Below are 26,116 nucleotides of genomic sequence, written 5' to 3'. Positions count from 1 at the left end.
CTTTCTCTACTGCAGTGCCTGTGGCAACGGTTCGCCGTTGCCACATTTTCCCCGCCAGCACAGCCCGCTTTCAACGCCCCTCTCTCGCGCATTACTCTACTGTCCACATCCCGTGCAGCCTGCACATCGAGCCCGACAAATCCTTGCACTCCTTCATGCTCTCAGGTCAAATAGCGCCCCATGCAAACGTTTGCGTGCGTGAATCATGCATGTCTGCTGGTTTAATAACCGATTTGCGCATTTATGACGGCTTTGTGATGCATGTCTTGCGTTCAGGCAACCTTAAGTCGTCAAAAACGCGTAGCATGTGCCCGTCGCACCATTGGCATGTTTAGCCGCCGTGATTTCGGCAGCATTGTTTATAAGCTTTAGATTCTGGAGAGACAGATGGACAACTCACAAACCGTTGCGCAGGGCACGGTTGAGGCCAGTTCAACAGGCTGGCGTAAGAGTGATACCGTGTGGATGCTGGGCCTCTACGGTACAGCGATAGGCGCAGGCGTTTTATTCCTGCCGATCAATGCGGGTGCAGGCGGTTTAATCCCCCTGATCATTATGACAATTCTCGCGTTCCCCATGACCTACTATGCACACCGCGCACTGACGCGCTTTGTGCTTTCGGGTAAAAATCCCGGTGAAGATATTACCGAAGTGGTGGAAGAGCACTTCGGTGTGGGCGCGGGCAAGATCATCACCTTGCTCTATTTCTTCGCTATCTTCCCGATCCTGCTGATGTACAGCGTCGCGATCACCAATACCGTTGACAGCTTTATCGTGCATCAACTTGGTATGGTGTCGCCGCCACGCGTGGTGCTGTCATTGGTGCTGATCATCGGCATGATGACCGTGGTGCGCTTTGGTGAGCAGATGATCGTGAAAGCGATGAGCGTGCTGGTGTTCCCGTTTGTCGCGGTGCTCATGCTGCTGGCGGCTTATCTGGTGCCTCACTGGCACGGCGCGGCACTGGAAACGCTGTCGTTTAGCCAAAGCGCGGGCGATAGCAGCATCTGGATGACACTGTGGCTGGCGATTCCGGTAATGGTGTTCTCCTTTAACCACTCGCCGATTATCTCGTCGTTCGCGGTGGCGAAGCGCAATGAATATGGCGCAGGCGCGGAAAAGAAATGTTCACGCATTTTAGCCAGCGCACACCTGATGATGGTGGTGACGGTGATGTTCTTTGTGTTCAGCTGTGTGCTGAGCTTGTCGCCGGCTGATTTACAGGCGGCCAAAGATCAGAACATCACCATTTTGTCCTATCTGGCGAACCACTTTAATGTGCCGATGATTGCCTGGATGGGACCGATAGTGGCGATGGTGGCGATCACCAAATCGTTCCTCGGTCACTACCTGGGGGCGCGTGAAGGCTTTAACGGGATTGTGGTGAAATCACTGCGCAGCCGTGGCAAAAGCGTCACGCCTCAGCGTTTGAATCGCGTGACAACCGGCTTTATGCTGTTGACCACCTGGCTGGTTGCAACATGGAATCCGAGCATTCTTGGGATGATTGAAACTCTCGGCGGCCCGATCATCGCGATGATTCTGTTCCTGATGCCGATGTACGCTATTCAGAAAGTCCCGGCGATGCGTCAGTACAGCGGTAAAATCAGCAACGTGTTTGTGGTGATGATTGGCTTGTTAGCGATTTCGTCGATTGCGTATTCGCTGATGCATTGATGCAAAAGGGCGGCGCGCTTTAACGCGCCGCACTGTCTTACACGGCGGCGGTCTTAAACACACTCATCGACTGCGCCAGACGATCGGCCTGCTCCTGCAGCGCCTGCGAAGCGGCTGAAGCCTCTTGCACCAACGCGGCGTTTTGCTGAGTCACCGCTTCCATCTGAGTAATCGCCAGATTGATCTCACTGATACCACTGCTCTGCTCGCTGCTGGCAATGGTAATTTCGCTCATGATATCCGCCACGCTCTTCACGCTGTTCACCACTTCACCAATGGTGGTTCCCGCGTGCGTCACCAGACGGCTGCCTTCATCCACTTTCGATACCGAGTCTTCAATCAGTACTTTGATCTCTTTGGCGGCTGAGGCGGAACGCTGCGCCAGATTGCGCACTTCGGTGGCGACCACAGCAAATCCACGGCCTTGTTCACCCGCACGAGCGGCTTCCACCGCAGCGTTCAGGGACAGAATGTTGGTCTGGAAGGCAATAGAATCGATGACGCTGATGATATCGACGATTTTCTTCGAGGAAAGGGTGATAGCTTCCATCTTCTCGATGACCTGTTCCATCACCACGCCGCCTTCTTTGGCGACCGTTGAGGTCGTGGCAACCAGCTGATTAGCTTCACGCGCGTTATCGGCGTTGTGTTTAACGGTAGCCGTCATCTGCTCCATGGCGGAGGCGGTCTCTTCCAGCGAGCTAGCCTGCTGCTCGGTACGGGAGGAGAGATCGATGTTACCGCTGGAGATTTGATTCGACGCGACGGCAATGGTGTCAGAACCGGCACGAACGTTGGACACGATGGTCAGCAGGTTATCGTTCATCGCCTGCAGCGCCTGCATCAGCACGGCGGTTTCATCCTTGCCGCTGACTTCAATGTGTGAGCTAAGGTCGCCCGCCGCCACCTTCTCGGCGATGCCTACCGCTTCATTTAACGGGCGCACGATTGAGCGCGTCAGCATAAAGCCGAGCAGCACGGAGGCGGCAATCGCGATAGCCGAGAAGATCAGGGTGATTTCAATTGCAGTCGAGCCGTCATCAATAATCCCAGTGCCTTCTTTGCGCAGCTGATCCGACTGTGAATTGGCAAAAGCCACGGCGCTATCGAGGAAGGCATTCTGCGTGCTGGTGATTTTCTTCAGCACATAAGTGCTGGCTTCATCCAGTTTGCCAGCGCGCACCAAGTCCAGCACTTCGTTCTTCTGCGTTTCGAACAGCTGGCTGGCGGCCAGCAGACCGGCGATTTTCTTCTTACCCACTTCGGTGGTCTGAATCGCTTCGATTTTTTTCATGGCAGTGTTGGTGCGATCGGTCGCTTCATCCAGCTGCTTGAAACGCTGTGCGTTGTTTTCCGGGCGCAGTGTATCGATCACCATGCCGCGCAGGTATTTGATCTGATCGTTCACGCCATCGCGCACGTCAAAACCCAGACGGACTTTGACATAGCGATCTTCCACAATCGAGGTGATGCCGTTTTTGATGTTGTTGATTTTCATAATCGATGTCACACCGACCACGCCCAGTAGTGCCACGACAAGCGCGAAGGCTATCCCTAAACGGGCGCCCACTTTCATATTCTTTAAGCTCAACATTGGTTCTCCCCGTAATGCTAAATAGTGTTGTTTTCAAGACGGAAAAGCAGGCGTATGGCCCGCATCAGGCTGATGTTTTATAAGGTAAAGATACTTTCCGGGCGTAATTAATCTGGTATGGCAGCACCGGTTCAAGCGCTATCAGTTATCGGTTGTTAATGTTTTAACTTTAATTTTTTAGAGGTGCGTCACAAAATCGTTAACATGATTAATGAGTGGATCGGTTTTGTCAGAGAGGGAAGGACGTAAAAAAGGCGCGAATATCGCGCCTTATGGGAGTGTGGGTGAGATGAGAAAGGATTAACGCTTCTTCTCCAGCACACGATGGATCACGCTCGACAGCTCGTTAATCTCAAATTTCGCCACATAGCCATCGGCGCCGACTTTACGCACGTGATCCTCGTTGGCACTGCCGGAGAGCGAGGAGTGGATCACAACCGGAATGTGACGCAGCGCATCATCGCGTTTGATATTTCGCGTCAGAGTAAAGCCATCCATCTCTGGCATTTCCAGATCGGTCAGCACCAGCGCGATTTTGTCGTGAATGGATTCGCCTGCCGCTGCGGCTTCTTTCTGCATCTCGTTAATTTTGATCCAGGCTTCCAGACCGGTGTTATGCATGATGGCCGGAATGCCCATGCTTTTCAGACCTTGCTCCAGCAGCTGACGCGCCACTTTGGAGTCTTCCGCCACAATGGCTACCTGGCCAGGCTTGAGATTGAAATCTTTCACTGTCTCAGCACTCGGCTCGACGCCGCGCACCGAAGGAATGATGTCATACAGAATCTGCTCAACGTCCAGCACCATCGCCAGATTGTTGCTCTGACCGTCGGTGTCGAGGCAGGCGATGCTGGTGATATTGCGGCTGCCAATGCCAGCTTCAGCTGTGTGAACCTGATTCCAGTCGAGACGGACGATATTCTCCACCGACTCCACCGCGAAGGCCTGGGTGCTACGCGCATACTCGGTGACCAGCAGCAAGTTAAGGCCGGTTTCCGGTTTACAGCCGGTGACAGCGGGCAGATCGATGACCGGGATAAACTGACCGCGGATACTGGCCATGCCGAGCAGTGGTGACTGCATACCTGCTGCACGGGTAATAGTCGGCATCGGTACGATTTCGCGCAGTTTAAACACGTTAATGCCGTAAAGCTCAGATTTGCCTTTCAGCTGATCGGAACCCAGGCGGAACAGCAGCAGTTCGAATTTATTGGAAAGCGCAAGGTTGGCGCGTTCATCGATCTCTTTCTGAAAATTATCCATCATGGCCTCAAGCGGAATCTGGGCTGGGTAAAGGGGCAATGATTAACTTATCGGCAGCGGGGAAAAAAAATGAAGGGGGCAGGGCAGAAAATTTAGCGCGAGAGTGGCTGCCCTCGCGCAAAGGGGGATTACTTCAGCAGGATGGCACGAACGCTTTTGCCTTTGATCTTGCCTTCTTTCAGCTTGATCAGCGCTTTCTTCGCGTGTGCTGCATCGATCGCCACATAAGCGTGGGTTTGCGTCAGATCGATCTTACCGATTTGATCGCCGCTGAATCCGGCTTCACCGGTGAGCGCGCCGAGGATATCGCCCGGGCGAATTTTGGCTTTACGACCGCCATCAATGCACAGCGTCATTTTAGTTGCCGGCAGCGGTTGAGCGGATTTGCCTTTCAAGGTGGCGGAGGAAACCCAGTTCAGTTTCTGGCTCAGGTACTCTTCCAGCGCATTGGCGCGTGTCATTTCATCAGGCGCCACGAAGCTTACCGCCATACCTTTCTCACCCGCACGACCGGTGCGGCCGATGCGGTGGATGTGCACTTCAGGATCCCATGCCAGCTGGAAGTTCACCACTAACGCCAGCGATTTGATATCCAGCCCACGTGCTGCCACGTCGGTGGCAATCAAAACGCGGATGCTGCCATTGGCGAAACGGATCAGGACGCGTTCACGATCGCGCTGCTCCAGATCGCCATGCAGTGCCAGTGCACTGATTTGACGATCGTTTAATGCCGCTGCGACGTCATCACACTCACGTTTGGTATTACAGAACACCACGCAAGAAGCGGGCTGCTGTTGGCTCAACAATGCACTCAGCAGGTTGCCGCGCTCATGGGCGCTGGCCTCAATAAACTGTTGCTCAATGGCAGGCAGTTCCGCTTTGTCTTCCGTGGCCACGGCCAATGCATCACGCTGGAAGCGCTGGCTGAGGCTGGCAATCGTATCTGGCCAGGTGGCAGAGAACAGCAGCGTCTGGCGCGCTTCCGGCGTGAAACCGATGATCGCTTCCATGTCGTCACGGAAACCCATCTCCAGCATACGATCGGCTTCATCTAACACCAGCGTTTGCAGTGCATTGAGATCGAGGTTGTCGCGCTTCAGATGATCAAGGATGCGGCCCGGCGTGCCGACCACAATATGCGGTGCGTGCACCAGCGAATCACGCTGCGCACTCATCGGTTGACCGCCGCACAGCGTCAGAATTTTAATGTTGCGGGTAAAACGTGCCAGCTGACGCAGCACATTACTCACCTGATCGGCCAGTTCTCGCGTTGGACACAGAATCAGCGCCTGAGTTTGGGTGCGGGTGTTGTCAATGCGTTGCAGCAGACCGATACCAAAGGCGGCCGTTTTGCCGCTGCCGGTTTTCGCCTGCGCACGCACATCGCGCCCTGCAAGAATAGCGGGCAGAGAAGCGGCCTGAATCGGTGTCATGGCGTCGAAACCCATCTCGCGCAGGTTGTCGAGTTGGCTGGCAGGGAGTTGCGTCAGGGTAGAAAAAGCGGTCACGGGAATGTCTCAAATAGCGGTAAGGATTGCGGCGGCCAGTCTCGCAGAAAGGGCTGCTATCGGCAATGCAAATTGCGTAATTGATAACATCGTGAAATCAATTAGCATGGCGATCATTTGGTTAATTAACCGCCTAAAATAGATGTAAAGTTCTAATCATTTACTTCTGCATGGCCGGTTGCTTAAAAACGTGTGAAACGTCTTTCCTGAATGAAAAGGTGCAATTAGCGTTAATAAAGGGACTATATAGCGTCTTTTTGGCCTGTTTTTGTCTGTGTTACGCTTATGTGTCACTTAAGATGGGTAAAATTCCGATTAAAATAACCTGCCGTTTTGCTTTATATTTGGCGCGCCATTTGGCGAACAATAATATATTCAGAGGTCCAGTTTGAGTCTTTACGTCCAGGGACAAAACGAAGACATTCTGAAAATCGTCGGCCGCGCCGTGTTAACCCTGCATCTGCACGGAGAGACCCTGTCTTCGGATAAAGTCAGCTCCATGATTGCCTGTTACGCGGAAGAAGAGCCTGTTAGCGACGATGAAAACCAGCGTTTATACGCGCTGGCGATTCAGATGTTATCGTAAATCCAGCACTCTGCATGGGGCGCTTGCCGCCCCTGCATTTTTCGTTCATCAAGCCTCCGCAAGGGGGCTTTTTTGATCTCAGACGCTGAACACCGGCGTTCCACGCTGGAAGGTGGCGCGCACCGGGGCGATACGAGCCACCGCTTCAGCGGAGCAGCTTGCTTCAACCAGCATCATGCTGGCGTCATCCTGCACTTTCGGCCACAGGCGATCGCCCTGGTTTGACAGCGGCAATATCCCGCCGGTGGCGATATGCAGTGCACGGCTCAGACCAAACTCATCAGAGCCGCGATAGAGCTGCGCATACAGGTTGGCCTTCTCCAGCATGCTGCCGGTGCCGAACGGTGACCAGTGATCGATCACGCTGTCGGTGCCGGTCATCACCGTGATACCTGCGGCCTGCAGTTGCGGCAACGGCATGGTCAGTTTGCCGATTGGGATGGTGGATGCCACGCTCATCTGCTGCTCGGCCATGCCTGCAATCATGTTATCGAGGGCTTTACCTTCCAGGGTGCCCAGCGCGAAGCCGTGACTCAGCGTCACTTTGCCTTTGAGTTGCGGGTTTTTGGCGATGGTATCCACCATGTACTGAATCGCCGCCACGCCAGATGGCGCGGTTTCGTGCAGGTGAATATCCACGCCGCGATTGTAATCCAGCGCAATCTGGAACATCGCATCCAGCGACGCCTGCATCGCACCATCCACATTGGTAGGATCCAGTCCGCCAACGTACTGCACGCCCATCTGCATGGCTTCGCGCATCAGGCCATCCACTTTCGAGTGCAGTAAACCGTGCTGCGGGAAGGCGACAATTTCACAGGGAAACTCGGGGTGGTTGGCTAACGCCAGTTTCAGGTGCTCAAGACTTTTTAGTCCACTCACCGGATCAATGTTGCAGTGGCTGCGCGCCTCGGTGGTGCCTTTGCTATGCAACAAACCGATCAACGCTTCGGCACGCGCCTGTGAGGTGGGCAGTAACTGCGGGATCAGCACCTGTTCACGGGCAATCATATCCATAATGGTTTTGCCCTGACGCGGACGCGGGGCTTGCCAGGGGCCGCTGTAAAAGGTTTTGTCCAGGTGGATATGCATGTCACGGGTGCGCGGCAACAGTAGCGAACCATGGGCGTCCCACTGCGGGATGTCGGCGTTGCGCGCTTTACCGGCGGCATCGATGGCAGCAAATTTGCCGTCTTTAACGGTGATATCGTAGAGGGCGGTACGCGTGGCAATGATTTCGTTGCCGTCACGCTCAAAACCTTCTTCGAGGCGGACGTTGAGCAATTGGTAATGAGCCACGCGCGGTGGCGGTGAAGACGTTAGCGATGCGGCAGAAGAGGGCGATTGTGCGGCAGTGCTCATACCGGCTGCCAGCAGGCTACCGGCAGCAGTGAGGCGTACGCCCTGGCTAATAAAATCGCGACGGCTGGGTGAAGTGAGGTGCATCAGAGGCTCCAGTCAACAAGGAAAACGTTAATCTGGCAAAACGCTGGCTGAGGCGCTGCGATATTTCCCACTGCTGAGCAGTGGAAAAATCACTGCCACTTTAACTGGCAAAATTCCACTAACGCCGCGGCCAGCGCCTGCTGCAAATCGTCTTGTGGGGATCGGCAAAAAAGTGCCAGCTCAAAGTGACTGATCGGCGGTAAACCCTGCGCTTCACCCAGAACGCGATGCCCGGGCAGGCGGCAGCTGGCAGGCAGTAAAGTCAATCCTAACCCCGCCGCGCTGGCACTGGCGAGTGCCACCAGACTCGCGCTGCTGTAACTGATGCGCCAGCTGCGGCCCAGCGCATCCAGCGTCTGACACATCTCTTCGCGATACAGCCCCTGCTGGGGAAACACCACCAGCGGCACCGGCGTTTGCTCAAAACAGGGATGCTCGGCGCTGTCCAGCCACAGCAGGGGTTCCGGTCGTGCTGCCAGCGGACGCTCACCACCCGGTTGCTTGATCAGCATAATATCCAGCTCCTCTCGTTGCCACGCGCGGTGCAGATCGACATACATGCCGCTCATCACATCGAGTCGCAGCTGAGGATGTTCACGGCTGAACTGCGCCAGCAGTGCTGCGGTGGGGGCGGCAAAATCCTCTGGGACACCGAGGCGCAGGACACCATCGCGCCACTTATCGCTCAGCACATCGTGCGCTTCGCCGTTGAGCGCAATGATACGGCGGGCATAGCCCAGTAGTTTCTCTCCCTCTTCGGTCAACACCACCTGATGCGAGGTGCGTTCCAGCAAGGCTTTACCAATCATCTCCTCCAGGCGGCGCACCTGCTGGCTGACGGTGGATTGCGATAAATGCACGCGGTCGGCGGCGCGCGTGAAGCTGGCGGTTTCGCATACTGCCACAAAACTAAGTAACTGCTGCGGCGTAAACATCGGCTGACGATTCATTTTTCCACTGATCGTTATGGTGTTATTTCATTTCCAAATAGTAACCATAAGTGCGACCCTGACAACCTTTCTACTGCAGGATTGTGTATGAACCGACATTCCAACGGATTGACGCTCGCCGCTTTGGTGCTGGCCGGGCTGAATATGCGTCCGTTATTAACCTCTGTCAGCCCCTTGCTGGGCGAACTGCGCCAGGCCATGGGCCTCTCTTCACTCGCCGCCTCGCTGTTGCCCGCCGTGCCGATGATAATGATGGGTGCGGTGGCGCTATTGAGTGCCTCCCTGATGCAACGTGTTCCGTTGCAACGTTTGTTGATTACCGGATTGATCCTGCTGCTGCTGGCGTTGGCCGCGCGCGGTGTGATTCACGACGGGCAGTGGCTGGTGGTGAGTGCGCTATTTGCCGGGCTCGGCGTTGGCGTGGTGCAGATGGCAATGCCAGGGTTGATCCGCCAGCGTTTTGCTCAGCGTAGCGCGCCTGTTACCGGGTTATGGGCTGGCGCGTTAATGGGCGGCGGCGGATTGGGGGCTGCACTTTCGCCGTGGCTCAGCGCGCACTTTGGCTGGTCGCTGGCGCTCACCGGTTGGGCACTGCCGGTGTTGCTGGCGATTGTGCTGTGGTGGATGGTGCGCGTGCCGGTGGCGCAGAGTGCGGAACCTATCGCTATGCCTTCGCTATGGCGCAAGCCGCGCGCCTGGTCGCTGGCGCTCAGCTTTGGTCTGGTGAATGGCGGCTATGCCACCTGCGTCGCCTGGCTTCCTGATGCTTATCACCACCTTGGCTGGTCAGCGCAGGCGGGCGGTTCGCTGCTGGGCGTGATGATTCTTTGTCAGGTGGCTGGCGCGTTATTGATGCCATTACTGGCGCGCAAGGCGGATCGCCGTCCACAGCTGATTGTCAGTTTGGTTTGCCAATTGCTGGGGATGTGCGGCTTCCTGTTTGCGCCACTGCTGGCGCCGTGGCTATGGGCAGCGATTGCCGGCTTCGGCCTTGGCGCGGCATTTCCTATGGCGATGGTGCTGGCGCTCGATCACCTGCCACATCCGCAGGCTGGCGCTCGCCTGGTGGCGTTTATGCAGGGGGCGGGATTTATTATTGCTGGTTGCATGCCGTTTATCGCCGGTCAGTTGCAGGCGCTGACGCACAGTTTTACCAGCGTGTGGCTGATGCAGGGGGCCGTAACGGTGGGATTGATTGTGCTAAATCTTCGCTTCCATCCCCACAGTTATCGTCGGGCCTTTGGTCAGACAGAGTGATTATTGGTCCTACCAAAACGATTTAAATGTTGCCACATCGTCACATAACACGAAAAATCACCCCAGCTTCGTTGCTTTAGGTTAACAATGCATTAACTATCTGGAGCCAGAAAGCCCCGCACTGCATTTTGGTCCTACCAATTTCGGTGAGCAGAAGGGCAAGACTTGTGGCGCAATCCTGCATTGCCGTTGCGCTGCACTCATCTGGTAACCTCTGGAGATAACGGCATGCCGGTGTGGCAACAAAACTACGATCCTCTCAACAATCTGTGGCTTTCCAGCCTGGTGGCGGTGATCCCGATTGTGTTCTTCTTCTTCGCGCTGCTGAAGCTCAAGCTAAAAGGCTATCAGGCGGGCACCGCCACGGTGGTGATTGCACTGCTGGTGGCGCTGTTCCTGTATGGCATGCCGCTGGGTCAGGCATTGGCCTCCGTGGTCTATGGCTTCCTCTACGGCCTGTGGCCGATTGCCTGGATCATCGTGGCGGCGGTGTTTGTTTATAAGATTTCGGTGAAAACCGGGCAATTCGACATTATCCGTGCTTCGATCCTCTCTATTACCCCCGATCAGCGCTTGCAGATGCTGATCGTTGGATTCTCTTTCGGCGCGTTTCTCGAAGGCGCGGCGGGTTTTGGCGCACCGGTGGCGATCACCGCTGCACTGCTGGTGGGATTAGGCTTTAATCCGCTGTATGCCGCGGGCTTGTGCTTGATCGTTAACACCGCGCCGGTGGCCTTTGGTGCGATGGGGATCCCCATTATCGTCGCCGGGCAGGTCACCGGACTCGACAGCTTCCAGATTGGCCAGATGGCCGGGCGTCAATTGCCGTTCCTGACCATCATTGTGCTGTTCTGGATCATGGCGATTATGGATGGTTGGCGCGGTATTAAGGAAACATGGCCAGCGGTGATCGTGGCGGGCGGATCGTTTGCCATTGCCCAGTTCCTCAGCTCCAACTTCCTTGGCCCTGAATTGCCGGACATCATCTCGTCGCTGGCCTCACTTATCTGCCTGACGTTGTTCCTGCGACGCTGGAAGCCGGTGCGTATTTTCCGCTTCGATGAGAAAACCGCAGTTGACCCGACGAAAGCCTCTCAGCGCTATACGCTGGGCCAGATTGTGCGTGCGTGGATGCCGTTCCTGTTCCTTACCGCCACCGTAACCCTGTGGAGCATTCCGCCGTTCAAAGCGCTGTTTGCCAAAGGCGGCGCGATGTATGACTGGGTGTTCAGTGTGCCGGTCCCGCTTCTGCATGAGCTGGTATCCCGCATGCCGCCGGTGGTGAGTGCGGCCACGCCGTATGCGGCTATCTTTAAGTTCGATGTGCTGTCAGCGACCGGCACGGCGATTATCGTGGCGGCGGTGCTGTCTGTGATTTGGCTGCGCATGAAACCTGCCGCAGCGATCCAGACCTTCGCTGAGACGCTGAAAGAGCTGGCCCTGCCGATCTATTCAATCGGTATGGTGCTGGCTTTTGCCTTTATCTCCAACTATTCCGGACTCTCGGCGACGTTGGCCTTAGCGCTGGCGCACACCGGCAGTGCCTTTACCTTCTTTTCGCCGTTCCTTGGCTGGCTTGGCGTGTTCCTCACCGGCTCCGATACTTCTTCTAATGCGCTGTTCGCGGCGTTGCAGGCCACCACCGCGCAGCAGATTGGTGTGTCGGATGTGCTGCTGGTGGCCGCCAACACCACGGGTGGCGTAACGGGTAAGATGATTTCACCGCAGTCGATCGCCATCGCCTGCGCCGCCGTGGGGCTGGTGGGTAAGGAGTCAGACTTGTTCCGCTTTACCGTCAAACACAGCCTGATCTTCACCTGTATGGTGGGCGTGATCACCACGCTGCAGGCCTATGTCTTAACCTGGATGATTCCATGACAGAAAACACGCCGCGATTAGCGGATACGCTACGGGCGCGACTGCGCGCCTGGATTGACGAACATCAGCTGGAGCCGGGCATGCGTTTGCCGGCTGAGCGTCAGCTGGCCGCTGAGTTCGGGGTTTCGCGCTCATCATTGCGTGAGGCGATCCAGCAGTTGATCAGCAGCGGCGTGTTAATCAGCAAACGCGGCGGCGGCACCTGGCTGTGTGAGCCGCAGGAACCCTGGTCGGAACAGCGTATTGTCGAGCCGATTCGCCAGCTGCTGGCGGACGACCCGGATTATCGCTGGGATATCCTGGAAGCGCGCCACGCCATCGAAGCCAGTACCGCCTGGCACGCCGCCTTGCGTGCCACTGAAGCGGATAAAGAGAAGCTGCGTCTTGCCTTCGATGCCCTGCTGAAGATGCACGACTGTGACGATCCCGATATCGCTGCGCAGGCCGATCTGCGCTTCCATCTCGCCATTGCTGAGGCCTCGCATAATGTGGTGCTACTGCAAACCATGCGCGGCTTTTTCGATTTACTGCAATCTTCGGTATTGCACAGCCGCCAGCGCATGTACACCCAGCCGGTGATCTTTAATCGCCTGAATGAACAACATCAGGCGATGTTCGATGCGGTGATGGCCGGGGATGCCGAGGCGGCACGTCAGGCGGCGATGGATCACCTCGGCTTTGTGCATACCACCTTGAAATCGCTCCATGAAGATGAAGCCCGACAGGCGCGAATTACCCGCTTGCCAGGCGAGTCCCTGGATAATCGTAAGGAAAAAAACTGATGATCATCTCTGCTGCCAGTGACTACCGCGCCGCGGCGCAACGCATCCTGCCACCGTTCCTGTTCCACTATCTTGACGGCGGTGCCTACGCCGAACACACCCTGAAGCGCAATGTGTCCGATCTGTCGGACGTGGCGCTGCGCCAGCGGGTGTTGAAGAACATGTCCGATCTCAGTCTGGAAACCAAACTGTTCAACGAAACGCTCTCGATGCCGGTCGCGTTAGCGCCCGTGGGCCTGTGCGGCATGTATGCGCGACGCGGAGAAGTGCAGGCGGCACGTGCCGCGGCATCGAAAGGCATTCCGTTCACGCTTTCCACCGTCTCACTGTGTCCGATTGAAGAGGTGGCGCCTGCCATCAACCGCCCAATGTGGTTCCAGCTGTATGTGCTGCGCGATCGTGGCTTTATGCGTAACGCACTGGAGCGCGCCAAGGCGGCGGGTTGCTCGACGCTGGTCTTCACCGTGGATATGCCGACGCCGGGCGCGCGTTATCGCGATGCGCATTCGGGCATGAGCGGGCCAAATGCGGCGATGCGTCGCTACTGGCAGGCGGTGACGCATCCGCAGTGGGCATGGGATGTGGGGCTGAATGGCCGTCCGCACGATCTCGGTAATATCTCCGCTTATCTCGGAAAGCCCACCGGACTGGAAGATTACATTGGCTGGCTGGCGAATAACTTTGACCCGTCGATCTCATGGAAAGACCTGGAGTGGATTCGCGAGTTCTGGGATGGCCCGATGGTGATCAAAGGCATTCTGGATCCCGAAGATGCGCGTGATGCCGTGCGCTTTGGCGCGGACGGCATTGTGGTGTCGAACCACGGCGGACGTCAGCTGGATGGTGTGCTGTCATCGGCACGCGCACTGCCCGCCATTGCTGATGCCGTGAAAGGCGATATTGCGATTCTGGCCGACAGTGGTATCCGCAACGGTCTGGATGTGGTGCGCATGATCGCGCTGGGTGCTGACACCGTGCTGCTGGGACGCGCCTTTATCTATGCGCTGGCGACTCATGGTCAGCGTGGCGTTGAGAATTTGCTGAATTTGATCGAAAAAGAGATGAAAGTGGCGATGACGCTAACCGGGGCAAAAACCATTGCCGAGATCACCCAGGACTCGCTGGTGCAGGCGAATGCGCTGCTGAGCGAAGCGGGGTTACATCCGGCTCGACCGCGTGCCGTGAGCTGAGGCGCGGAAAGCAAAATGAGTGACGTTGTCTATACTGACTGCTGTCTGACTAACAGGAGGAATGACATGACCATTCATAAGAAAGGATCGGCCCATTGGGAAGGCGACATCAAAGGCAAAGGTACGGTGAGCACCGAAAGTGGCGTGCTGAGCAACCAGCCTTACGGCTTCAATACCCGTTTTGAGGGTGAGAAGGGCACAAATCCGGAAGAGCTGATCGGTGCGGCACATGCGGCGTGCTTCTCCATGGCGCTGTCGCTGATGCTGGGTCAGGCTGGCCATCCGCCAAAAAGTATTGATACCACGGCGGATGTGTCACTGGACAAGCAAGGTGAAGGTTTCGCCATTACCAAAATTGCCCTGACCAGCACCATTGCGCTGCCGGGCATCGATAGCGCCAAATTTGATGAGATTATTCAGAAAGCCAAAGCGGGCTGTCCTGTGTCACAAGTCCTCAATGCTGAAATTAGCCTGGACTACACGCTGAATAATTAATCGCCCTTACGCTTTACCAGCGGTAGAATAACGATGCGCCTCAGGGCGCATCGTTGCTTTCTGCCGTCTGGAGGATGCGTGGGGAAAAAACTGGCTGCAACTAAACACTGGAAAATGATTGTGGTGCTGCTGTGCATCTGCGGCGCGCTGATGCTGATTCGCTGGGCGGCCATGATATGGGGCTGAAAGACTGGATCTGCCGCCATAAGCTCGGCGTACTAGTGATGGTGATTCTGGTGCTGGAAGGGATGCACTATCTGCTGACCGCCAGCTGGTTACCGTGGCAGCTCGGTTGATTCAGGCATATTCGCTGTCTGGCTGACGAACGTTACGCACACTGCTGCGCGCAATGCGATAGGCCTTGCGTGGGTCGCCCGCCACAAACTCAAAAGTGGGCGAGTAGTAGAACGGCAACCAGCCTTCAAAGCTGCTCTCCCATTCCCAACGTACCGGGCAGGGCCAGAGAATGCCATCATACAAAATGTAATAAACCCAGCGTCCGTTTGGACGACGGGGGCGAGTAGTCTTCATGGGATTCACAACGGTAATAGTGTAAAGCAGCTTATATTTTGGACGCTATGCGCCCATCTTGCAATGCCGCCTGGCTTATTTTTGTACAGTTCAAATAAAACTGGCACCGAATTAACGGTGCACTTCCCCGCACAGCAGGACCACATTCGGCCGGACTTTATGGATGCGGTCGGCCATTTGCTCACAGGCCACTTTGGTTGGGTAGATACGTTCTGACACGGGTAAGGCGTCACAGGCATCATGTCCACACGCGCTCACTAACAACACAAAACCAATCAGCATGATTGGACTCCTTTAACACGTTCCTGATGAGACGGAAGCAGTGGCTGTTCGTTCCTTTTTTTAATCCAGTATAGCCAAACGGCACGAGAGTCAATGATCGCCCTGAGCGGCCTGGTGGTGCGAACGGCGAGATTATAACCAGACGGACGCACAACAGCAGTACAATCTGGGCTAAACTGTGCGGCCCTGACAAAAATGATGAGTGAGTGACCAATGTTGAACGAAATTGCCCATCCGGCCAGCAGCCCGAAACAAGCCGCGCTGCAACTGGTGATTGAACTGGTGCGCGCTGGCAAACTGAGCCCGCTGCAAGGCGATGCTTCAAACATGATTTCCATTTACGAGCAGTTCAAAGCCCATTTTGAGGCGGATAAACACAAAGACTCGGCGATTTCCTGAAGCTTTTATTCTGAAAACAGCGCAAGAAATTGCGCTGTTTTTTTATGCGTAGAACCAGGCGGGCAGAATCGCGATCAGGTTATTGAGCGTATGCAGGAAAATGGGCAGCGCGAGGCTATTACTGCGCAGACGGGCATAGCACAGCAACAGTGAAAACAGCGTCAGGGCCACAATGGTCTCCCAGTGCACGTATTGCGTGTGCATCGCGGCGAACAGCAGCGAGGTGAGCAGCATGCAGGCGAAGCGACTCTTCGGTGCCCACAACAAAAATCCTTGTAACAGAAAACCGCGGAACAACACCTCTTCAAATACCGGCGCCAGCAGCACGGCAGTCAGCAGCAGGATCAGCATCGAACTGCGTCCCTGTTGGCTCTGCGCAATCAACCAGCCTTCCGGTTGCAGGAATTGCGTTTGCGCCACCATCAGCGCCACCAGCGCACCGACAAACAGCAACGCCTGACCGGGACGCAGATATCCCAGCGGAATGTCAGTTCGGCGTTGGCAGTAAAAACGATACAGCGGGTAAATCACCGCGAATTCAAACAAGCAGAGCACCGGCACCAGTAAACCGTTATTGCGCAGCGCCCCGTAGTTGGGAAACAGCGTAATCAGCATGGTCACGACGTAATACACCACAAAGCTCGCGGCGTAGAACAGCGTCAGCGTCACTTTGTCGGATTGGGTGTCCATAGTCAGCTCAATGGGCAGAGGAGAACGCATAGTAGCAATGGCGATCATTGCTGTCGAGATGGCCCCACACAGAATTGCACTGCTCAAAAATTCCGCCGCGAGGACTAAATCTGCAGCGGGCTGCGCCGATAACCAAAAAAACCATTACAGGACGGAGGCGCATCGAAAGCGCACCCTGTCTTCTTTTTTGCTGCCTCTGTTTGCGAGCACATTGCATGAATTCTGAGTATCACCGGCACGCGACCTTGCCTGCCAGGGCTAATATGGAAGCACACACGGTACGGGTGACGCGACGCAGTCTGCGCACCTTAACGTCGCTACTCTTTGGCGTGCTATTGCTTTCTGTCGTCATGGTGCTGGTGATTGCCCATCGACAAAACACTGACTCCATCCAGCAGGATGTCAACCTGATGCGCCAGGCCTGGCAACAGCAGCAGGAGAAGATGATCACCGATGTGCGTGATTACGCGAACTGGGGTGAAGGCTGGAAAAATCTGCACCTGACGGTAAATAAGGTCTGGGCGTGGGATGAAGAGAACTTTGGACCCAGCCTGTACAAGGAGTACCACTACGACGGCGTGTTTGTCATTGATGGTGCAGGCAAAACGCGCTACGCGGTGGTGGATGGCAAATTGTCAGAGGCGTCGCTGGAGAGCTGGTTAGGCGGGCAAACTGCGCTGTTGCTGGCCGCCGCACGTCACCAGCCTGACGATGGCATCACGCGCAACGCGATAATCAATCAACAGCCGGCATTGGTGGTGGCTGCGCCGATCACGCCAGGCAAGGTGCCCGATCTTCCCACCATCCCTGGCCCGTCTTCGGTGATGGTGTTCGTTAACATCATGACCCCGGAAAAATTGCAGGCCCTTGGCAAGTCGCTCAATGTGATCGCTCCGCGAATTGCGAATGGCTTAAACGATGCGTTGTATGAACCGCGGCTGGCTGAACCGGTGATTCAGGGCGAGCCGCTGGTGTTACGCTGGCAGGCCAAAAATCCCGGCTTTGGGGTGATCTGGCTGATGATGCCGCTGCTCTGTTTCACTGTACTGGCTGTTGCGCTGGTGACACGCCGGGTCATTCGCCATGCGCTGCATAACGCCGTCATTTCCGATCGTCGCTTTGAAATGCTGGCCATCAGCCAGCGTGAACTGGCCAACAGTGAAGAGCGTTTTCGCGATCTGGCGGAAGCGGCCTCGGACTGGATTTGGGAGGTCGACGATCAGGGCCGCCTTTGCTATCTCTCCTCGCGTTTTGCGGCTGTTACCGGACACGAAGTCAAAAGCTGGATTGGGCGCCCGCTGGATCAACTCCTCAGCCATCCCAGCCATTCGCTGGTGGCCTGGCTGTTGCGTCAGGGCGATGAAATCCAGCATGTGCCGCTGCGCTGCCAGTTCATGGCTGCCAACGGTGAGCGCCGTATCGGCGAATTGATGGCGAAGACCATTCGTCGTAACGGCTTGCGCACCGGTTTTCGCGGCACGGTGTCCGATATTACCCATGAAGTGGATGCGGAAGCGCGCATTCAGTTCCTGTCACGCCATGACCTGCTTACTGGCCTTGCCAACCGCATGCAACTGCAGGAATTCCTGACCACACATTTGGAAAATGCCACGCAAGAGGCACCGCTGTTTGTGATCAGCTTCGATCTCGATCAGTTCAAACCGATCAACGATTCGTGGGGCCACGCGGTGGGCGATGTGGTGCTGAATGAGATCTCTCAGCGGCTAAAAAATCTGATTGGGCCTGATGAACTGGCGGCACGACTGGGCGGGGATGAGTTTATTCTGCTGCTGCGCGAAAGCTCGCGTGCCGGTCTGGAGTATCGTTGCCGCGCACTGCAACGCGCCGTCCATCAGCCGATAATCACGGGATTGCATCAGCTGAATCTCACTGCCAGCATGGGTATCGTCAGCGCGCCGCAGGATGCCGCTCATCCGGAGGCGTTGCTGCGGCTGGCGGACATCGCACTCGGCCAGGCACGCACGGCTGGACGCGATCGCTGGGTGTGGTACTCCAACGATATGGCCAACCATATTCAATCGAAGCGCGATATGGTGCAGGCGATTGAAGAGGCGCTGCGCAACAACACGTTTTCACTGCACTATCAGCCGCGTTATCAACTGCAAACGGGACAGCTGGCAGGTGCGGAAGCGCTGATTCGCTGGCAGGTGGGCGAGGATCAATGGATTACGCCAGACCGCTTTATTCCGCTGGCGGAAGAGAATGGGCTGATCGCTGCCATCAGTGATTGGGTGCTAATGCGCGCCTGCCATGATGCCAGCGACTGGGGCGAACAGCGCTACGTATCCGTTAACATCTCACCGGTGGAATTCCGCAACAGTGATTTGGTGGATCGCGTGGCACATGCGCTGGCGGTCAGCGGCTTACCGGCAACCCGGCTTGAGTTGGAGATCACTGAAAACGTCACCTTCGAGCACCCCGATCGCGCACTGGAAATCATGCAGGGGTTGCGAGCGCTGGGCGTGAGGCTAACGGTCGATGATTTTGGCACCGGCTATGCGGCATTAGGTTACCTGAAAACTTTCCCATTCAACGGCCTGAAAATCGATCGGTCATGGATGAAAGAATTCCCGGAATCGAAGCAGGCGCAATCGGTAGTTGCGGGGATTGTCGGATTAGCGCGCGCCTTTGCGCTCACCATTACGGCAGAAGGGATTGAAACCGAAGCGCAGCTCAACGAGCTGAAGGCGCTTTCCTGTGAAGAAGGGCAGGGCTACTTCCTCGGCAAGCCGATGCCGCTCGCGGCGTTTCATGCGCGCTTGCAGGATGAAAAAGAAGCCGCTCAGTAAGCGCGGCTTCTCCGTCATGGCGGCCGTTTAGCCGCCAGCATCATCAGGACTTAACGCACCCGCACCGCCACCACGGTCATCAGGATGGTAAAGCCGATAAAAATGGCAAGTTCCATCATCGTCTCCTCAGATAATTCTTAGTTAATTATAGTGACTGAGTGCGTTATTTTTAGACAGGGCGTGCGATTAATCCTGGGAAATGAGAGGAAGATCGCGCGTTACAGCACAATTCTTCGACCAATCCACTGGCATTGTTTTCACATCAACGGCTTGCTTTGTTACTCTCGGGAACGGTTCGTTTACTATCCAGGAGGAGAAACTTGTGACCCATTATGGAAAAGCGTTACTGGCCACGGCCTTTTTTGCCTTAACCGCCTGCCAGTCCGCCAGCAAACCGGACAGCACTGCTGCCGCCAGCCACGATCCCGAAACCGATCAGTGTGGTGCATCGCAATATCAGAATTACATAGGTCAGCCGTTGGCCAGCCTTGATACCCAACGCTTTGCCGGGCCGATGCGGGCGATTCCGTGGAACGGCGCCGTGACCATGGACTTTAATCTGCGCCGTCTAAACTTTACCGCCGATCAGAGCGGTAAGATTTCGCGGGTTTACTGCGGATAAATCTAAACGGACATCGCATTGTCATCGGGCTGTCATGGCGCCGGGCGAGGATAGCTGCGCATTACGGAGATTTCCTCGTCACTCTCGAATATGCAATGCTCGTCTTGTTTCTTCCCGCCTCGGCGGGAATTTTTTTATCTATTAATCTGTAATGGATTAATTGAGGAGCGACGATGAGACACACCGGAAAAATTCTGCTAATCACCCTGCTATTAAGTCCACTGGCGCACGCCTCGAGCGAAGCCGCCTGGCAGCAAAACAGTCAAACCCGGCAGCAAGCTTGTCTGAAAGCCAGCGGCCTGAAGGCAGTAAAGGTGGTGGGTAAACCGATTCAGTATGACGATAGCGTCGGTTACGATGCGTTACTGCTGGAAGGGCGTTATCCACAGAAGCACATGAAAAATCAGATGGGACGTGAGCTATGCCTGTACCAGCGTGCGAGCGGTAAAGCCGTGGTCAGCGAAGCCGATCACCTGCGTGCAGTGAAGTAAACGGCGGTGGGGCGCGCCTGCAAAGGGCGCGTCGTGAAGTCCCTAAAGGCTGCGTATATCCCTTGAGTCCGCCCGCAAACGGCCGTCATGTAATCCATCAACGCGGTACCTGTGCTTTAAATATACGCGCACACCGGGCGGCGGCTGAATGATGGCACCTTACGGCTTTTGTTGCCGGGCTTCCAGCAGCTGCGCCAGCAAATTACGATAGTTTTGTAGCTGCTGCTCATCGCCCTCAAACTCCAGCTTGGCAATCACCCGCGCAATGATCGCTTTGCTGGTCGCGGGCTGACCATCATCCATCAATTCGCGCATGATCGCTGCCAGCAGATCGCTCTCGTGCGGCGCATGCCAGGCAGGACTGTTGAAGTAGTCGGTAATCGCCCGACTGGCGCTGTTAGGATGTGTTCTCATGGCTGACCTCCGCAGAGACAACGATGCCCACCGCCGATTATTGGCAGCATTGGGAAATATGGGTTAAGCATGGGAACTGTCCAGAACGGGCAGCGCCTCGCCAGCGATGGCCGGTGATTTTTTAAACATAGATGCGGCGTCGAATATTGTCAGTAATGGATAGACATATTTTTTCACGTTTGCTCTCCCTGGCGATGCGCTTATCTTGCTGAGTTGTTTGTTACAGCACATAAAGACACTACAAATCGTGCCCCTTACACTATTTGCTGTGAGCAGAATCACGCACGGCAGCGGAAAACTGCGTTTTTAACCCGATGCCATGTTTTGCCGTCCGGTGATGTTATGAGGTTGTTAGACTGAACCCTCATTTCATTTTTTCTGATGCACACGCCCATGCTACGCTCCATCGAGTCCTGGAAGGTCAATCTGATATCGGTCTGGTTTGGCTGTTTTTTTACCGGATTAGCCATCAGTCAGATCATTCCCTTCCTGCCGCTTTACGTTGAGGAACTCGGTATCCATGGCGCCAATGCTCTGAGCGTCTGGTCGGGTCTCACCTTCAGTATCACCTTCATCGTTTCTGCTGCAGTGGCACCGTTGTGGGGCAGCCTGGCTGACCGTAAAGGGCGCAAGCTGATGCTGTTACGCGCCTCTTTTGGCATGGGCGCAGTGATACTGCTGCAGGCGTTTGTGACCGAAGCGTGGCAGTTGCTGCTGCTGCGTGCGCTGATGGGATTAACCTCCGGCTATATTCCTAATGCGATGGCGCTGGTGGCCGCCCAGGTTCCGCGCGAGCGCAGCGGCTGGGCATTAAGCTGTGTCTCCACCGGGCAAATTGGCGGGGTGATTCTGGGGCCGATGATTGGCGGACTGCTGGCTGACTGGCTGGGACTGCGCATGGTGTTTATTGTCACAGCGGTGCTGTTGATGGTGAGCTTCTTTGTCACGCTGTTCCTGATCAAAGAGACCGGTTATACGCCGGTGAGCAAGCAGGACAAAATGAGCGGCCGCGAGGTATTCCGCATTCTCGACAATCCTCGCCTGATGATGTGTCTGTTCGTCACCACCATGGTGATCCAGATGTGTAACGGCTCGGTGAATCCGATCCTGACCCTGTTCGTGCGTGAGCTGGCGCCCGATGCGCAAAATCTGGCGTTCCTCAGTGGCGTGATCGCTGCGCTACCGGGCGTTTCGGCACTGATATCCGCACCTCGTCTGGGCAAACTGGGCGATCGGATTGGCACGCAGCGCATTCTGATTGGCACCATGCTGTTTTCTCTGGTGTTGCTGATGGCGATGTCATTTGTCACCAGCGCCACCCAACTCGGCGTGCTGCGCTTCCTGCTGGGTTTTGCCGATGGCGCAATGATGCCCGCGGTACAAACGCTGCTGGTACGTCACTCACGCGATAACGTCACCGGACGCATCTTCGGTTACAACCAATCGTTTATGTATCTCGGCAACGTGGCGGGTCCGCTGTTGGGCGCGGCGGTGTCTGCTGCAACGGGCTATCGCTGGGTCTTCTTCGCCACCGCCGTGGTGGTGCTGCTCAATGTGGTGCTGCTGCGCCGCTTCTATCGCCGCCCAAAAACCGAGCTGACTCAACCGCTGAGCCAGCCAGGCGAGGCGACGAAGAACCCTACTGGCGCAGGGTCAGAGCGTAGTGCCAGTGCTGCTGAGAAAGCAAAAACTCCGGGCTGACGCTGGGGCTCCAGGAGTCGTCTCCGCCCACGCCCATGTGGAAGCCATCAAGGTGCAGCCAGCAGCCTTCCTCTTCCCGTAACAGATGGCGATGCGAGGTATCCCGCAGCTGTTCGAGGCTGTAGCGGCTAAGCGAGAACGCAAAATCGCCGCTCGCCTGCCAGCTGCCGGTATCAAGCTGGCGCGTACCGCAGCGCAAACCATTCTCTCCCGGAAACACATAGGCGGTGCTCAACGAGGCCAGCGGCTGCTGCCAGTGTGAAAACTGCGCCGCCAGTTGACGATCCGGATAGTTTTCGTGCGGACCCAGGCCGAGCCAGCTCACCTGCTGTGGTGCGTTAATCAACTGACAACGCAACCCGATGCGTGCTGGAGCAGGCAAGCCCGGCGCCTGTTGCACCTCGACACTGATGCTCATCTCACCGTTGCCACCGATCTGATAACGCTTGTGGCTGGTAAATATCACCTGCCCATTGGCCTGCCACTGATGCCAGGTTTCAATCAACACGCTGTGCTTCAGGCTATCGACCTGCATATCCAGCAGCACCGCTTCCAGCTGGTTATAGCCCGCGTGTTTCCAGCGTTCTACCCAGGCATGAGGATCGACATTGGCGGCTTCACTGGTGCCGATATCGTTATCAATCGGCGCGCGTATAAAACACTCCTGCAACGGCGTCAGCATCGTCTCTTCGTCGTGAACAAACCACTGCACCAATTCCCCACTGCGGCGCGAGAAGTGCCAACGCTGTTGCGGAAGTTGCACAGCAACCAGATCGTGATTGGCAATCAGTTCTGGCGCGGTTGGCGTGGCATCAATCACACGTGGTATTAACGCGGCTGGCAGCGACCATTGATCCCAGGCGACACGGGCATCAGCTTCTGACCATGCGGTGGCAGCAATCTGATGCACCGCGAGATTCAGCCACGCATTGCCCTGCAAATGTTCAGCGGCTGGGATATCAATCATCTGGTTGCCCTGCGCGGCAAGGTGCAGCGGCAGTTCACCCTGCGCGAGGGAAACGCCATCCTGTTCAATCGACCAGCGCAGCACTTCGTTATCGCTGCTGCGGAACAGATACTCGCTGGAGATAGTGAAACGAAAGGCGTTACTGGCATCGCGCTGGAACTGGAAGAACTGCTGTGCACGCTGCGCTTCAAACAAAGCCGGATGCGGCGTTCGATCGGCAAACACCAGACCGTTCATACAGAACTGGCGGTCGTTAGGCGTATCACCAAAATCACCGCCGTAGGCTTGCCATGGCTGGCCTTGCTCGTCATAGCGTGTCAGGCTTTGATCGACCCAATCCCAGACAAAACCGCCCTGCAGACGCGGGAACTGGCGGAAGGCCTGCCAGTATTTGGCGAAACCCCCGAAGCTATTGCCCATGGCGTGCGCGTACTCACACAGGATCAGCGGACGCGTTTCACCCGGCAGGCCAATCCATTTTTTCAATGACCACTTCGGCACGGCAGGGAAGGGCTGATCCTGATCGACGCGTGCATACATCGGGCAGACAATATCGGTGGCGGCGGTATTGGCGCCACCGCCTTCATATTGCACCGGACGCGTCGGATCGCTGCTTTTCACCCACTGATAGAGTGCATCATGGGTGCTGCCGTGGCCGGACTCGTTACCCAATGACCAGATGATGATGCAGGCATGGTTGCGGTCGCGCTGTACCATGCGCGTGACGCGCTCGCTATAAGCGGCGAACCAGCGCGGATCGGCTGATAAGCGGTTCATTGGCTGCATGCCGTGGGTTTCGATATTGGCCTCGTCGACGACGTACAGGCCATACTCATCGCACAGGCGATACCACAACGGATGATTGGGATAATGGGCGCAGCGGACGGCGTTAAAGTTGTGCCGCTTCATCAATTCAATGTCGCGACGCATGCTGGCTTCATCCACCACCTGGCCGTTTTCCGGATGATGCTCATGGCGATTCACGCCGCGAATCAGCAGGGCCTTGCCGTTGACGCACAGCTGGCCGTTTTCAATGCTGACTCGCCGGAAGCCGACATCGTAGGCTTCGGCTTCAATCACCTGCCCGTTCTCATCCAGTAGCGTCACCACGGCACGATAGAGGTGGGGCGTTTCCGCATTCCACAGCAGGGGATTTTTTATCGGCAGCACCAGCAGCGCGCGCTCTGGATAATGCCCACGCTCGTCAATCACCGCACTGCCCGGCGCTTGTTCTTCGCTGCCTATACAGGTTTCGCCCTGCCACAGGCTCAGACGCAGACGGCACTGATTAAGCGGTTGTTCACCTGCGTGGATTTTGACACTCACGCGCAGATCGCCACGGATATATTCCGGGCTCAACGCCGTTTCAATCTGCACATCGGCTAGCTGGGTCGATGGCTTATGCAGCAGGGTGACGTCGCGGAAAATGCCGCTCATACGCCACATGTCCTGATCCTCTAAATAGCTGCCATCACTCCAGCGCAACACCATCACCGCCAGTCGATTCTGGCCACGCTGCAATGCGTTACTGAGATCAAACTCGGCGGGCAGGCGGCTGTCCTGCGAGTAGCCAATCCATTGTCCGTTGCACCACAGGAAGAAGGCGGAGTTGACGCCATCAAACACAATTCGCGTTTGTCCTTGCGTCAGCCAACGGTCATCAATATTGAATGTGAGCGAATAACATCCCGTGGGATTCTCTTTTGGCACAAACGGCGGATTCACAGGAATCGGATATTGCACGTTGGTGTAGATTGGCGCGTCGAAGCCATGCAGCTGCCAGTTTGCAGGCACGGGCAGGGAGTGCGCGCCAGACAAGTCCTGCAATAACCAGCTTTGTGGCACCGCTTCAGGTTGTGAGAAATAGCTGAAACTCCATTGTCCATTCAGTAACTGACGTGATGGAGAAGGTGCATCGTCGCGCGCACTGATTTCATCGCGCCAGCTGGAAAACGGTGGATGGGCATCAAGACGATTCAGGCTGGTGATCACCGGGTTTTCCCAGTCACGACGCGCCAGGATATCACTGAGAGAGAGGGCGGACAGAGTCATAGTAAGATCTCACTAATTGTAATGCGCTCACATTGCGTCATTTCACGCGGAGTGTAAAGTGATCGACCACCCTCAACGGCTGAAATTTTCGTCATTATGATGATGCCTCTGTGATTTTTTTGCGGGCGTAGTGCCAGTAATTTGTTAAGCGTGGTGAGCAGAGATGAATAGCGCCGGGTTGCAGAGAATTCTGTATTGTCGCGCCCGTTGCCGCCTCATACACTCAGCCCGATTTCACCATTCTGAGGTAATTATGGTCCGTATTATTAAACTCGCTGCCGTTGTGGCACTGGTGACCGCGCTGAGCGGTTGTATTTTCCCACCACCAGGCGGTGGCGGCGGTTGGGGTGGTCATGGCGGCGGTGGTGGTCCAGGCCATGGCTTTATGGGACCGCATTAATTAGCGCCATCCGTTAATTAATAACTACGCGCGAAACGTTTCGAAAAAGCATGACCAATGAAGTGAAACGTTTCGCCGTTACATATTGAAATTCCGTTTCTTTTTTCACGCTGCGCTTATGCTTAATTTTG

The 26,116-nt window shown here is 56.0% G+C and carries 24 protein-coding genes; 14 read left to right on the top strand and 10 right to left on the bottom strand.

What is annotated here, in order from left to right; all coding sequences use genetic code 11:
- The first annotated feature begins 387 nt into the window (after positions 1-387).
- Positions 388-1,677 (top strand): HAAAP family serine/threonine permease, encoded by a 1,290-nt coding sequence (locus LBW88_RS21815; protein WP_224934203.1) that lies wholly within the window; start codon positions 388-390, stop codon positions 1,675-1,677.
- Positions 1,678-1,714: 37 nt separating this feature from the next.
- Here LBW88_RS21815 and LBW88_RS21810 read toward each other — a convergent pair whose 3' ends face one another.
- From LBW88_RS21810 to dbpA, 3 genes are all read right to left on the bottom strand, one after another.
- Positions 1,715-3,271, bottom strand: coding sequence for a methyl-accepting chemotaxis protein (locus LBW88_RS21810; RefSeq protein ID WP_224934202.1), 1,557 nt, complete (start codon positions 3,269-3,271; stop codon positions 1,715-1,717).
- Positions 3,272-3,571: 300 nt separating this feature from the next.
- Positions 3,572-4,534 (bottom strand): chemotaxis protein, encoded by a 963-nt coding sequence (locus tag LBW88_RS21805; RefSeq protein WP_224934201.1) that lies wholly within the window; start codon positions 4,532-4,534, stop codon positions 3,572-3,574.
- 128 nt (positions 4,535-4,662) lie between these two features.
- On the bottom strand, positions 4,663-6,042 hold the full coding sequence (dbpA, locus tag LBW88_RS21800) for an ATP-dependent RNA helicase DbpA (protein WP_224934200.1): 1,380 nt from the start codon (positions 6,040-6,042) through the stop codon (positions 4,663-4,665).
- A gap of 388 nt (positions 6,043-6,430) precedes the next feature.
- On the opposite strand from dbpA, the gene LBW88_RS21795 reads away from it, so the two are divergent.
- Positions 6,431-6,628, top strand: coding sequence for a hypothetical protein (locus LBW88_RS21795; RefSeq protein WP_038648725.1), 198 nt, complete (start codon positions 6,431-6,433; stop codon positions 6,626-6,628).
- A 78-nt stretch (positions 6,629-6,706) separates the two neighbouring features.
- On the opposite strand, the gene LBW88_RS21790 is transcribed toward LBW88_RS21795, so the two are convergent.
- Both LBW88_RS21790 and LBW88_RS21785 read right to left on the bottom strand, forming a co-directional pair.
- On the bottom strand, positions 6,707-8,074 hold the full coding sequence (locus tag LBW88_RS21790) for an amidohydrolase family protein (RefSeq protein WP_224934199.1): 1,368 nt from the start codon (positions 8,072-8,074) through the stop codon (positions 6,707-6,709).
- Between the two features lie 89 nt (positions 8,075-8,163).
- Entirely contained in the window at positions 8,164-9,024 is an 861-nt protein-coding gene (locus LBW88_RS21785; protein ID WP_224934198.1) for a LysR substrate-binding domain-containing protein, read from the bottom strand.
- 87 nt (positions 9,025-9,111) lie between these two features.
- Between LBW88_RS21785 and LBW88_RS21780 the strand changes: the two genes are divergently transcribed.
- The 6 genes from LBW88_RS21780 to yniD all read left to right on the top strand — a co-directional run bounded on the left by LBW88_RS21780 (position 9,112) and on the right by yniD (position 14,812).
- Positions 9,112-10,281, top strand: coding sequence for a cyanate transporter (locus LBW88_RS21780; RefSeq protein ID WP_224934197.1), 1,170 nt, complete (start codon positions 9,112-9,114; stop codon positions 10,279-10,281).
- Positions 10,282-10,509: 228 nt separating this feature from the next.
- A complete protein-coding gene (lldP, locus tag LBW88_RS21775; protein WP_224934196.1) occupies positions 10,510-12,159 on the top strand; it encodes an L-lactate permease in 1,650 nt (549 codons plus the stop codon).
- Positions 12,156-12,941 carry a transcriptional regulator LldR gene (lldR, locus tag LBW88_RS21770; protein WP_224934195.1) on the top strand — a complete coding sequence of 262 codons (786 nt, stop codon included), beginning with the start codon at positions 12,156-12,158 and terminating at the stop codon, positions 12,939-12,941. Before lldP ends, lldR begins: the two co-directional genes overlap by 4 nt.
- Positions 12,941-14,131: an FMN-dependent L-lactate dehydrogenase LldD gene (gene lldD / locus LBW88_RS21765; protein WP_224934194.1), complete on the top strand. Its 1,191-nt coding sequence runs from the start codon at positions 12,941-12,943 to the stop codon at positions 14,129-14,131. Before lldR ends, lldD begins: the two co-directional genes overlap by 1 nt.
- 66 nt (positions 14,132-14,197) lie before the next feature.
- Positions 14,198-14,626 (top strand): OsmC family protein, encoded by a 429-nt coding sequence (locus LBW88_RS21760; RefSeq protein WP_100702213.1) that lies wholly within the window; start codon positions 14,198-14,200, stop codon positions 14,624-14,626.
- Between the two features lie 78 nt (positions 14,627-14,704).
- Positions 14,705-14,812, top strand: a complete 108-nt coding sequence (yniD, locus tag LBW88_RS26660; protein ID WP_097117533.1) for a small membrane protein YniD — start codon at positions 14,705-14,707, stop codon at positions 14,810-14,812.
- A 111-nt stretch (positions 14,813-14,923) separates the two neighbouring features.
- Here yniD and LBW88_RS21750 read toward each other — a convergent pair whose 3' ends face one another.
- Together LBW88_RS21750 and LBW88_RS21745 are read right to left on the bottom strand one after the other, a co-directional pair.
- Positions 14,924-15,157: a hypothetical protein gene (locus LBW88_RS21750; protein ID WP_224934193.1), complete on the bottom strand. Its 234-nt coding sequence runs from the start codon at positions 15,155-15,157 to the stop codon at positions 14,924-14,926.
- Positions 15,158-15,268: 111 nt separating this feature from the next.
- Positions 15,269-15,439: a hypothetical protein gene (locus LBW88_RS21745; protein WP_007887091.1), complete on the bottom strand. Its 171-nt coding sequence runs from the start codon at positions 15,437-15,439 to the stop codon at positions 15,269-15,271.
- A 213-nt stretch (positions 15,440-15,652) separates the two neighbouring features.
- Between LBW88_RS21745 and LBW88_RS21740 the strand changes: the two genes are divergently transcribed.
- Positions 15,653-15,838, top strand: a complete 186-nt coding sequence (locus LBW88_RS21740; protein ID WP_100702215.1) for a hypothetical protein — start codon at positions 15,653-15,655, stop codon at positions 15,836-15,838.
- 42 nt (positions 15,839-15,880) lie between these two features.
- Here the strand turns inward: LBW88_RS21740 and LBW88_RS21735 are convergent, their stop codons facing one another.
- On the bottom strand, positions 15,881-16,528 hold the full coding sequence (locus LBW88_RS21735; protein WP_034830547.1) for a CPBP family intramembrane glutamic endopeptidase: 648 nt from the start codon (positions 16,526-16,528) through the stop codon (positions 15,881-15,883).
- A gap of 215 nt (positions 16,529-16,743) precedes the next feature.
- Here LBW88_RS21735 and LBW88_RS21730 point away from each other — a divergent pair, with 215 nt between their 5' ends.
- The 3 genes from LBW88_RS21730 to LBW88_RS21720 all read left to right on the top strand — a co-directional run bounded on the left by LBW88_RS21730 (position 16,744) and on the right by LBW88_RS21720 (position 20,451).
- A complete protein-coding gene (locus LBW88_RS21730; protein WP_224934192.1) occupies positions 16,744-19,338 on the top strand; it encodes an EAL domain-containing protein in 2,595 nt (864 codons plus the stop codon).
- A 322-nt stretch (positions 19,339-19,660) separates the two neighbouring features.
- Complete coding sequence (locus tag LBW88_RS21725) at positions 19,661-19,960, top strand: I78 family peptidase inhibitor (RefSeq protein ID WP_224934191.1); 300 nt, start codon at positions 19,661-19,663, stop codon at positions 19,958-19,960.
- A gap of 173 nt (positions 19,961-20,133) precedes the next feature.
- Entirely contained in the window at positions 20,134-20,451 is a 318-nt protein-coding gene (locus tag LBW88_RS21720) for a hypothetical protein (RefSeq protein ID WP_224934190.1), read from the top strand.
- 159 nt (positions 20,452-20,610) lie between these two features.
- On the opposite strand, the gene LBW88_RS21715 is transcribed toward LBW88_RS21720, so the two are convergent.
- Positions 20,611-20,865: a biofilm development regulator YmgB/AriR family protein gene (locus tag LBW88_RS21715; RefSeq protein ID WP_224934189.1), complete on the bottom strand. Its 255-nt coding sequence runs from the start codon at positions 20,863-20,865 to the stop codon at positions 20,611-20,613.
- Positions 20,866-21,258: 393 nt separating this feature from the next.
- On the opposite strand from LBW88_RS21715, the gene LBW88_RS21710 reads away from it, so the two are divergent.
- A complete protein-coding gene (locus LBW88_RS21710) occupies positions 21,259-22,566 on the top strand; it encodes a multidrug efflux MFS transporter (protein WP_265112634.1) in 1,308 nt (435 codons plus the stop codon).
- Here the strand turns inward: LBW88_RS21710 and LBW88_RS21705 are convergent.
- Positions 22,505-25,585 carry a beta-galactosidase gene (locus LBW88_RS21705; RefSeq protein WP_224934188.1) on the bottom strand — a complete coding sequence of 1,027 codons (3,081 nt, stop codon included), beginning with the start codon at positions 25,583-25,585 and terminating at the stop codon, positions 22,505-22,507. The genes LBW88_RS21710 and LBW88_RS21705 overlap by 62 nt on opposite strands.
- Before the next feature lie 253 nt (positions 25,586-25,838).
- On the opposite strand from LBW88_RS21705, the gene LBW88_RS21700 reads away from it, so the two are divergent.
- Positions 25,839-25,985, top strand: a complete 147-nt coding sequence (locus tag LBW88_RS21700; RefSeq protein WP_224934187.1) for a hypothetical protein — start codon at positions 25,839-25,841, stop codon at positions 25,983-25,985.
- Positions 25,986-26,116 lie beyond the last annotated feature (131 nt).

Source organism: Pantoea sp. alder81 (assembly GCF_020179835.1).
In the GTDB taxonomy this organism is placed as follows: Bacteria; Pseudomonadota; Gammaproteobacteria; order Enterobacterales; family Enterobacteriaceae; genus Pantoea.
Note: the sequence above shows the minus strand (reverse complement) of the source record. Positions and strands in the feature narration are given on the sequence as shown.

What these genes read in the sequence shown, in the direction of transcription:
- LBW88_RS21780 (WP_224934197.1), top strand. Translation starts at nt 9,112, where the DNA reads ATGAACCGACATTCCAACGGATTGACGCTCGCCGCTTTGGTGCTGGCC.
- LBW88_RS21720 (WP_224934190.1), top strand. Translation starts at nt 20,134, where the DNA reads ATGAGACACACCGGAAAAATTCTGCTAATCACCCTGCTATTAAGTCCA.
- LBW88_RS21810 (WP_224934202.1), bottom strand. Translation starts at nt 3,271, where the DNA reads ATGTTGAGCTTAAAGAATATGAAAGTGGGCGCCCGTTTAGGGATAGCC.
- LBW88_RS21735 (WP_034830547.1), bottom strand. Translation starts at nt 16,528, where the DNA reads ATGGACACCCAATCCGACAAAGTGACGCTGACGCTGTTCTACGCCGCG.
- LBW88_RS21750 (WP_224934193.1), bottom strand. Translation starts at nt 15,157, where the DNA reads ATGAAGACTACTCGCCCCCGTCGTCCAAACGGACGCTGGGTTTATTAC.
- LBW88_RS21700 (WP_224934187.1), top strand. Translation starts at nt 25,839, where the DNA reads ATGGTCCGTATTATTAAACTCGCTGCCGTTGTGGCACTGGTGACCGCG.
- LBW88_RS21710 (WP_265112634.1), top strand. Translation starts at nt 21,259, where the DNA reads ATGCTACGCTCCATCGAGTCCTGGAAGGTCAATCTGATATCGGTCTGG.
- LBW88_RS21705 (WP_224934188.1), bottom strand. Translation starts at nt 25,585, where the DNA reads ATGACTCTGTCCGCCCTCTCTCTCAGTGATATCCTGGCGCGTCGTGAC.
- LBW88_RS21815 (WP_224934203.1), top strand. Translation starts at nt 388, where the DNA reads ATGGACAACTCACAAACCGTTGCGCAGGGCACGGTTGAGGCCAGTTCA.
- lldP (WP_224934196.1), top strand. Translation starts at nt 10,510, where the DNA reads ATGCCGGTGTGGCAACAAAACTACGATCCTCTCAACAATCTGTGGCTT.
- LBW88_RS21805 (WP_224934201.1), bottom strand. Translation starts at nt 4,534, where the DNA reads ATGGATAATTTTCAGAAAGAGATCGATGAACGCGCCAACCTTGCGCTT.
- LBW88_RS21740 (WP_100702215.1), top strand. Translation starts at nt 15,653, where the DNA reads ATGTTGAACGAAATTGCCCATCCGGCCAGCAGCCCGAAACAAGCCGCG.
- LBW88_RS21790 (WP_224934199.1), bottom strand. Translation starts at nt 8,074, where the DNA reads ATGCACCTCACTTCACCCAGCCGTCGCGATTTTATTAGCCAGGGCGTA.
- lldR (WP_224934195.1), top strand. Translation starts at nt 12,156, where the DNA reads ATGACAGAAAACACGCCGCGATTAGCGGATACGCTACGGGCGCGACTG.
- LBW88_RS21715 (WP_224934189.1), bottom strand. Translation starts at nt 20,865, where the DNA reads ATGAGAACACATCCTAACAGCGCCAGTCGGGCGATTACCGACTACTTC.
- LBW88_RS21730 (WP_224934192.1), top strand. Translation starts at nt 16,744, where the DNA reads ATGAATTCTGAGTATCACCGGCACGCGACCTTGCCTGCCAGGGCTAAT.
- LBW88_RS21745 (WP_007887091.1), bottom strand. Translation starts at nt 15,439, where the DNA reads ATGCTGATTGGTTTTGTGTTGTTAGTGAGCGCGTGTGGACATGATGCC.
- LBW88_RS21760 (WP_100702213.1), top strand. Translation starts at nt 14,198, where the DNA reads ATGACCATTCATAAGAAAGGATCGGCCCATTGGGAAGGCGACATCAAA.
- LBW88_RS21785 (WP_224934198.1), bottom strand. Translation starts at nt 9,024, where the DNA reads ATGAATCGTCAGCCGATGTTTACGCCGCAGCAGTTACTTAGTTTTGTG.
- lldD (WP_224934194.1), top strand. Translation starts at nt 12,941, where the DNA reads ATGATCATCTCTGCTGCCAGTGACTACCGCGCCGCGGCGCAACGCATC.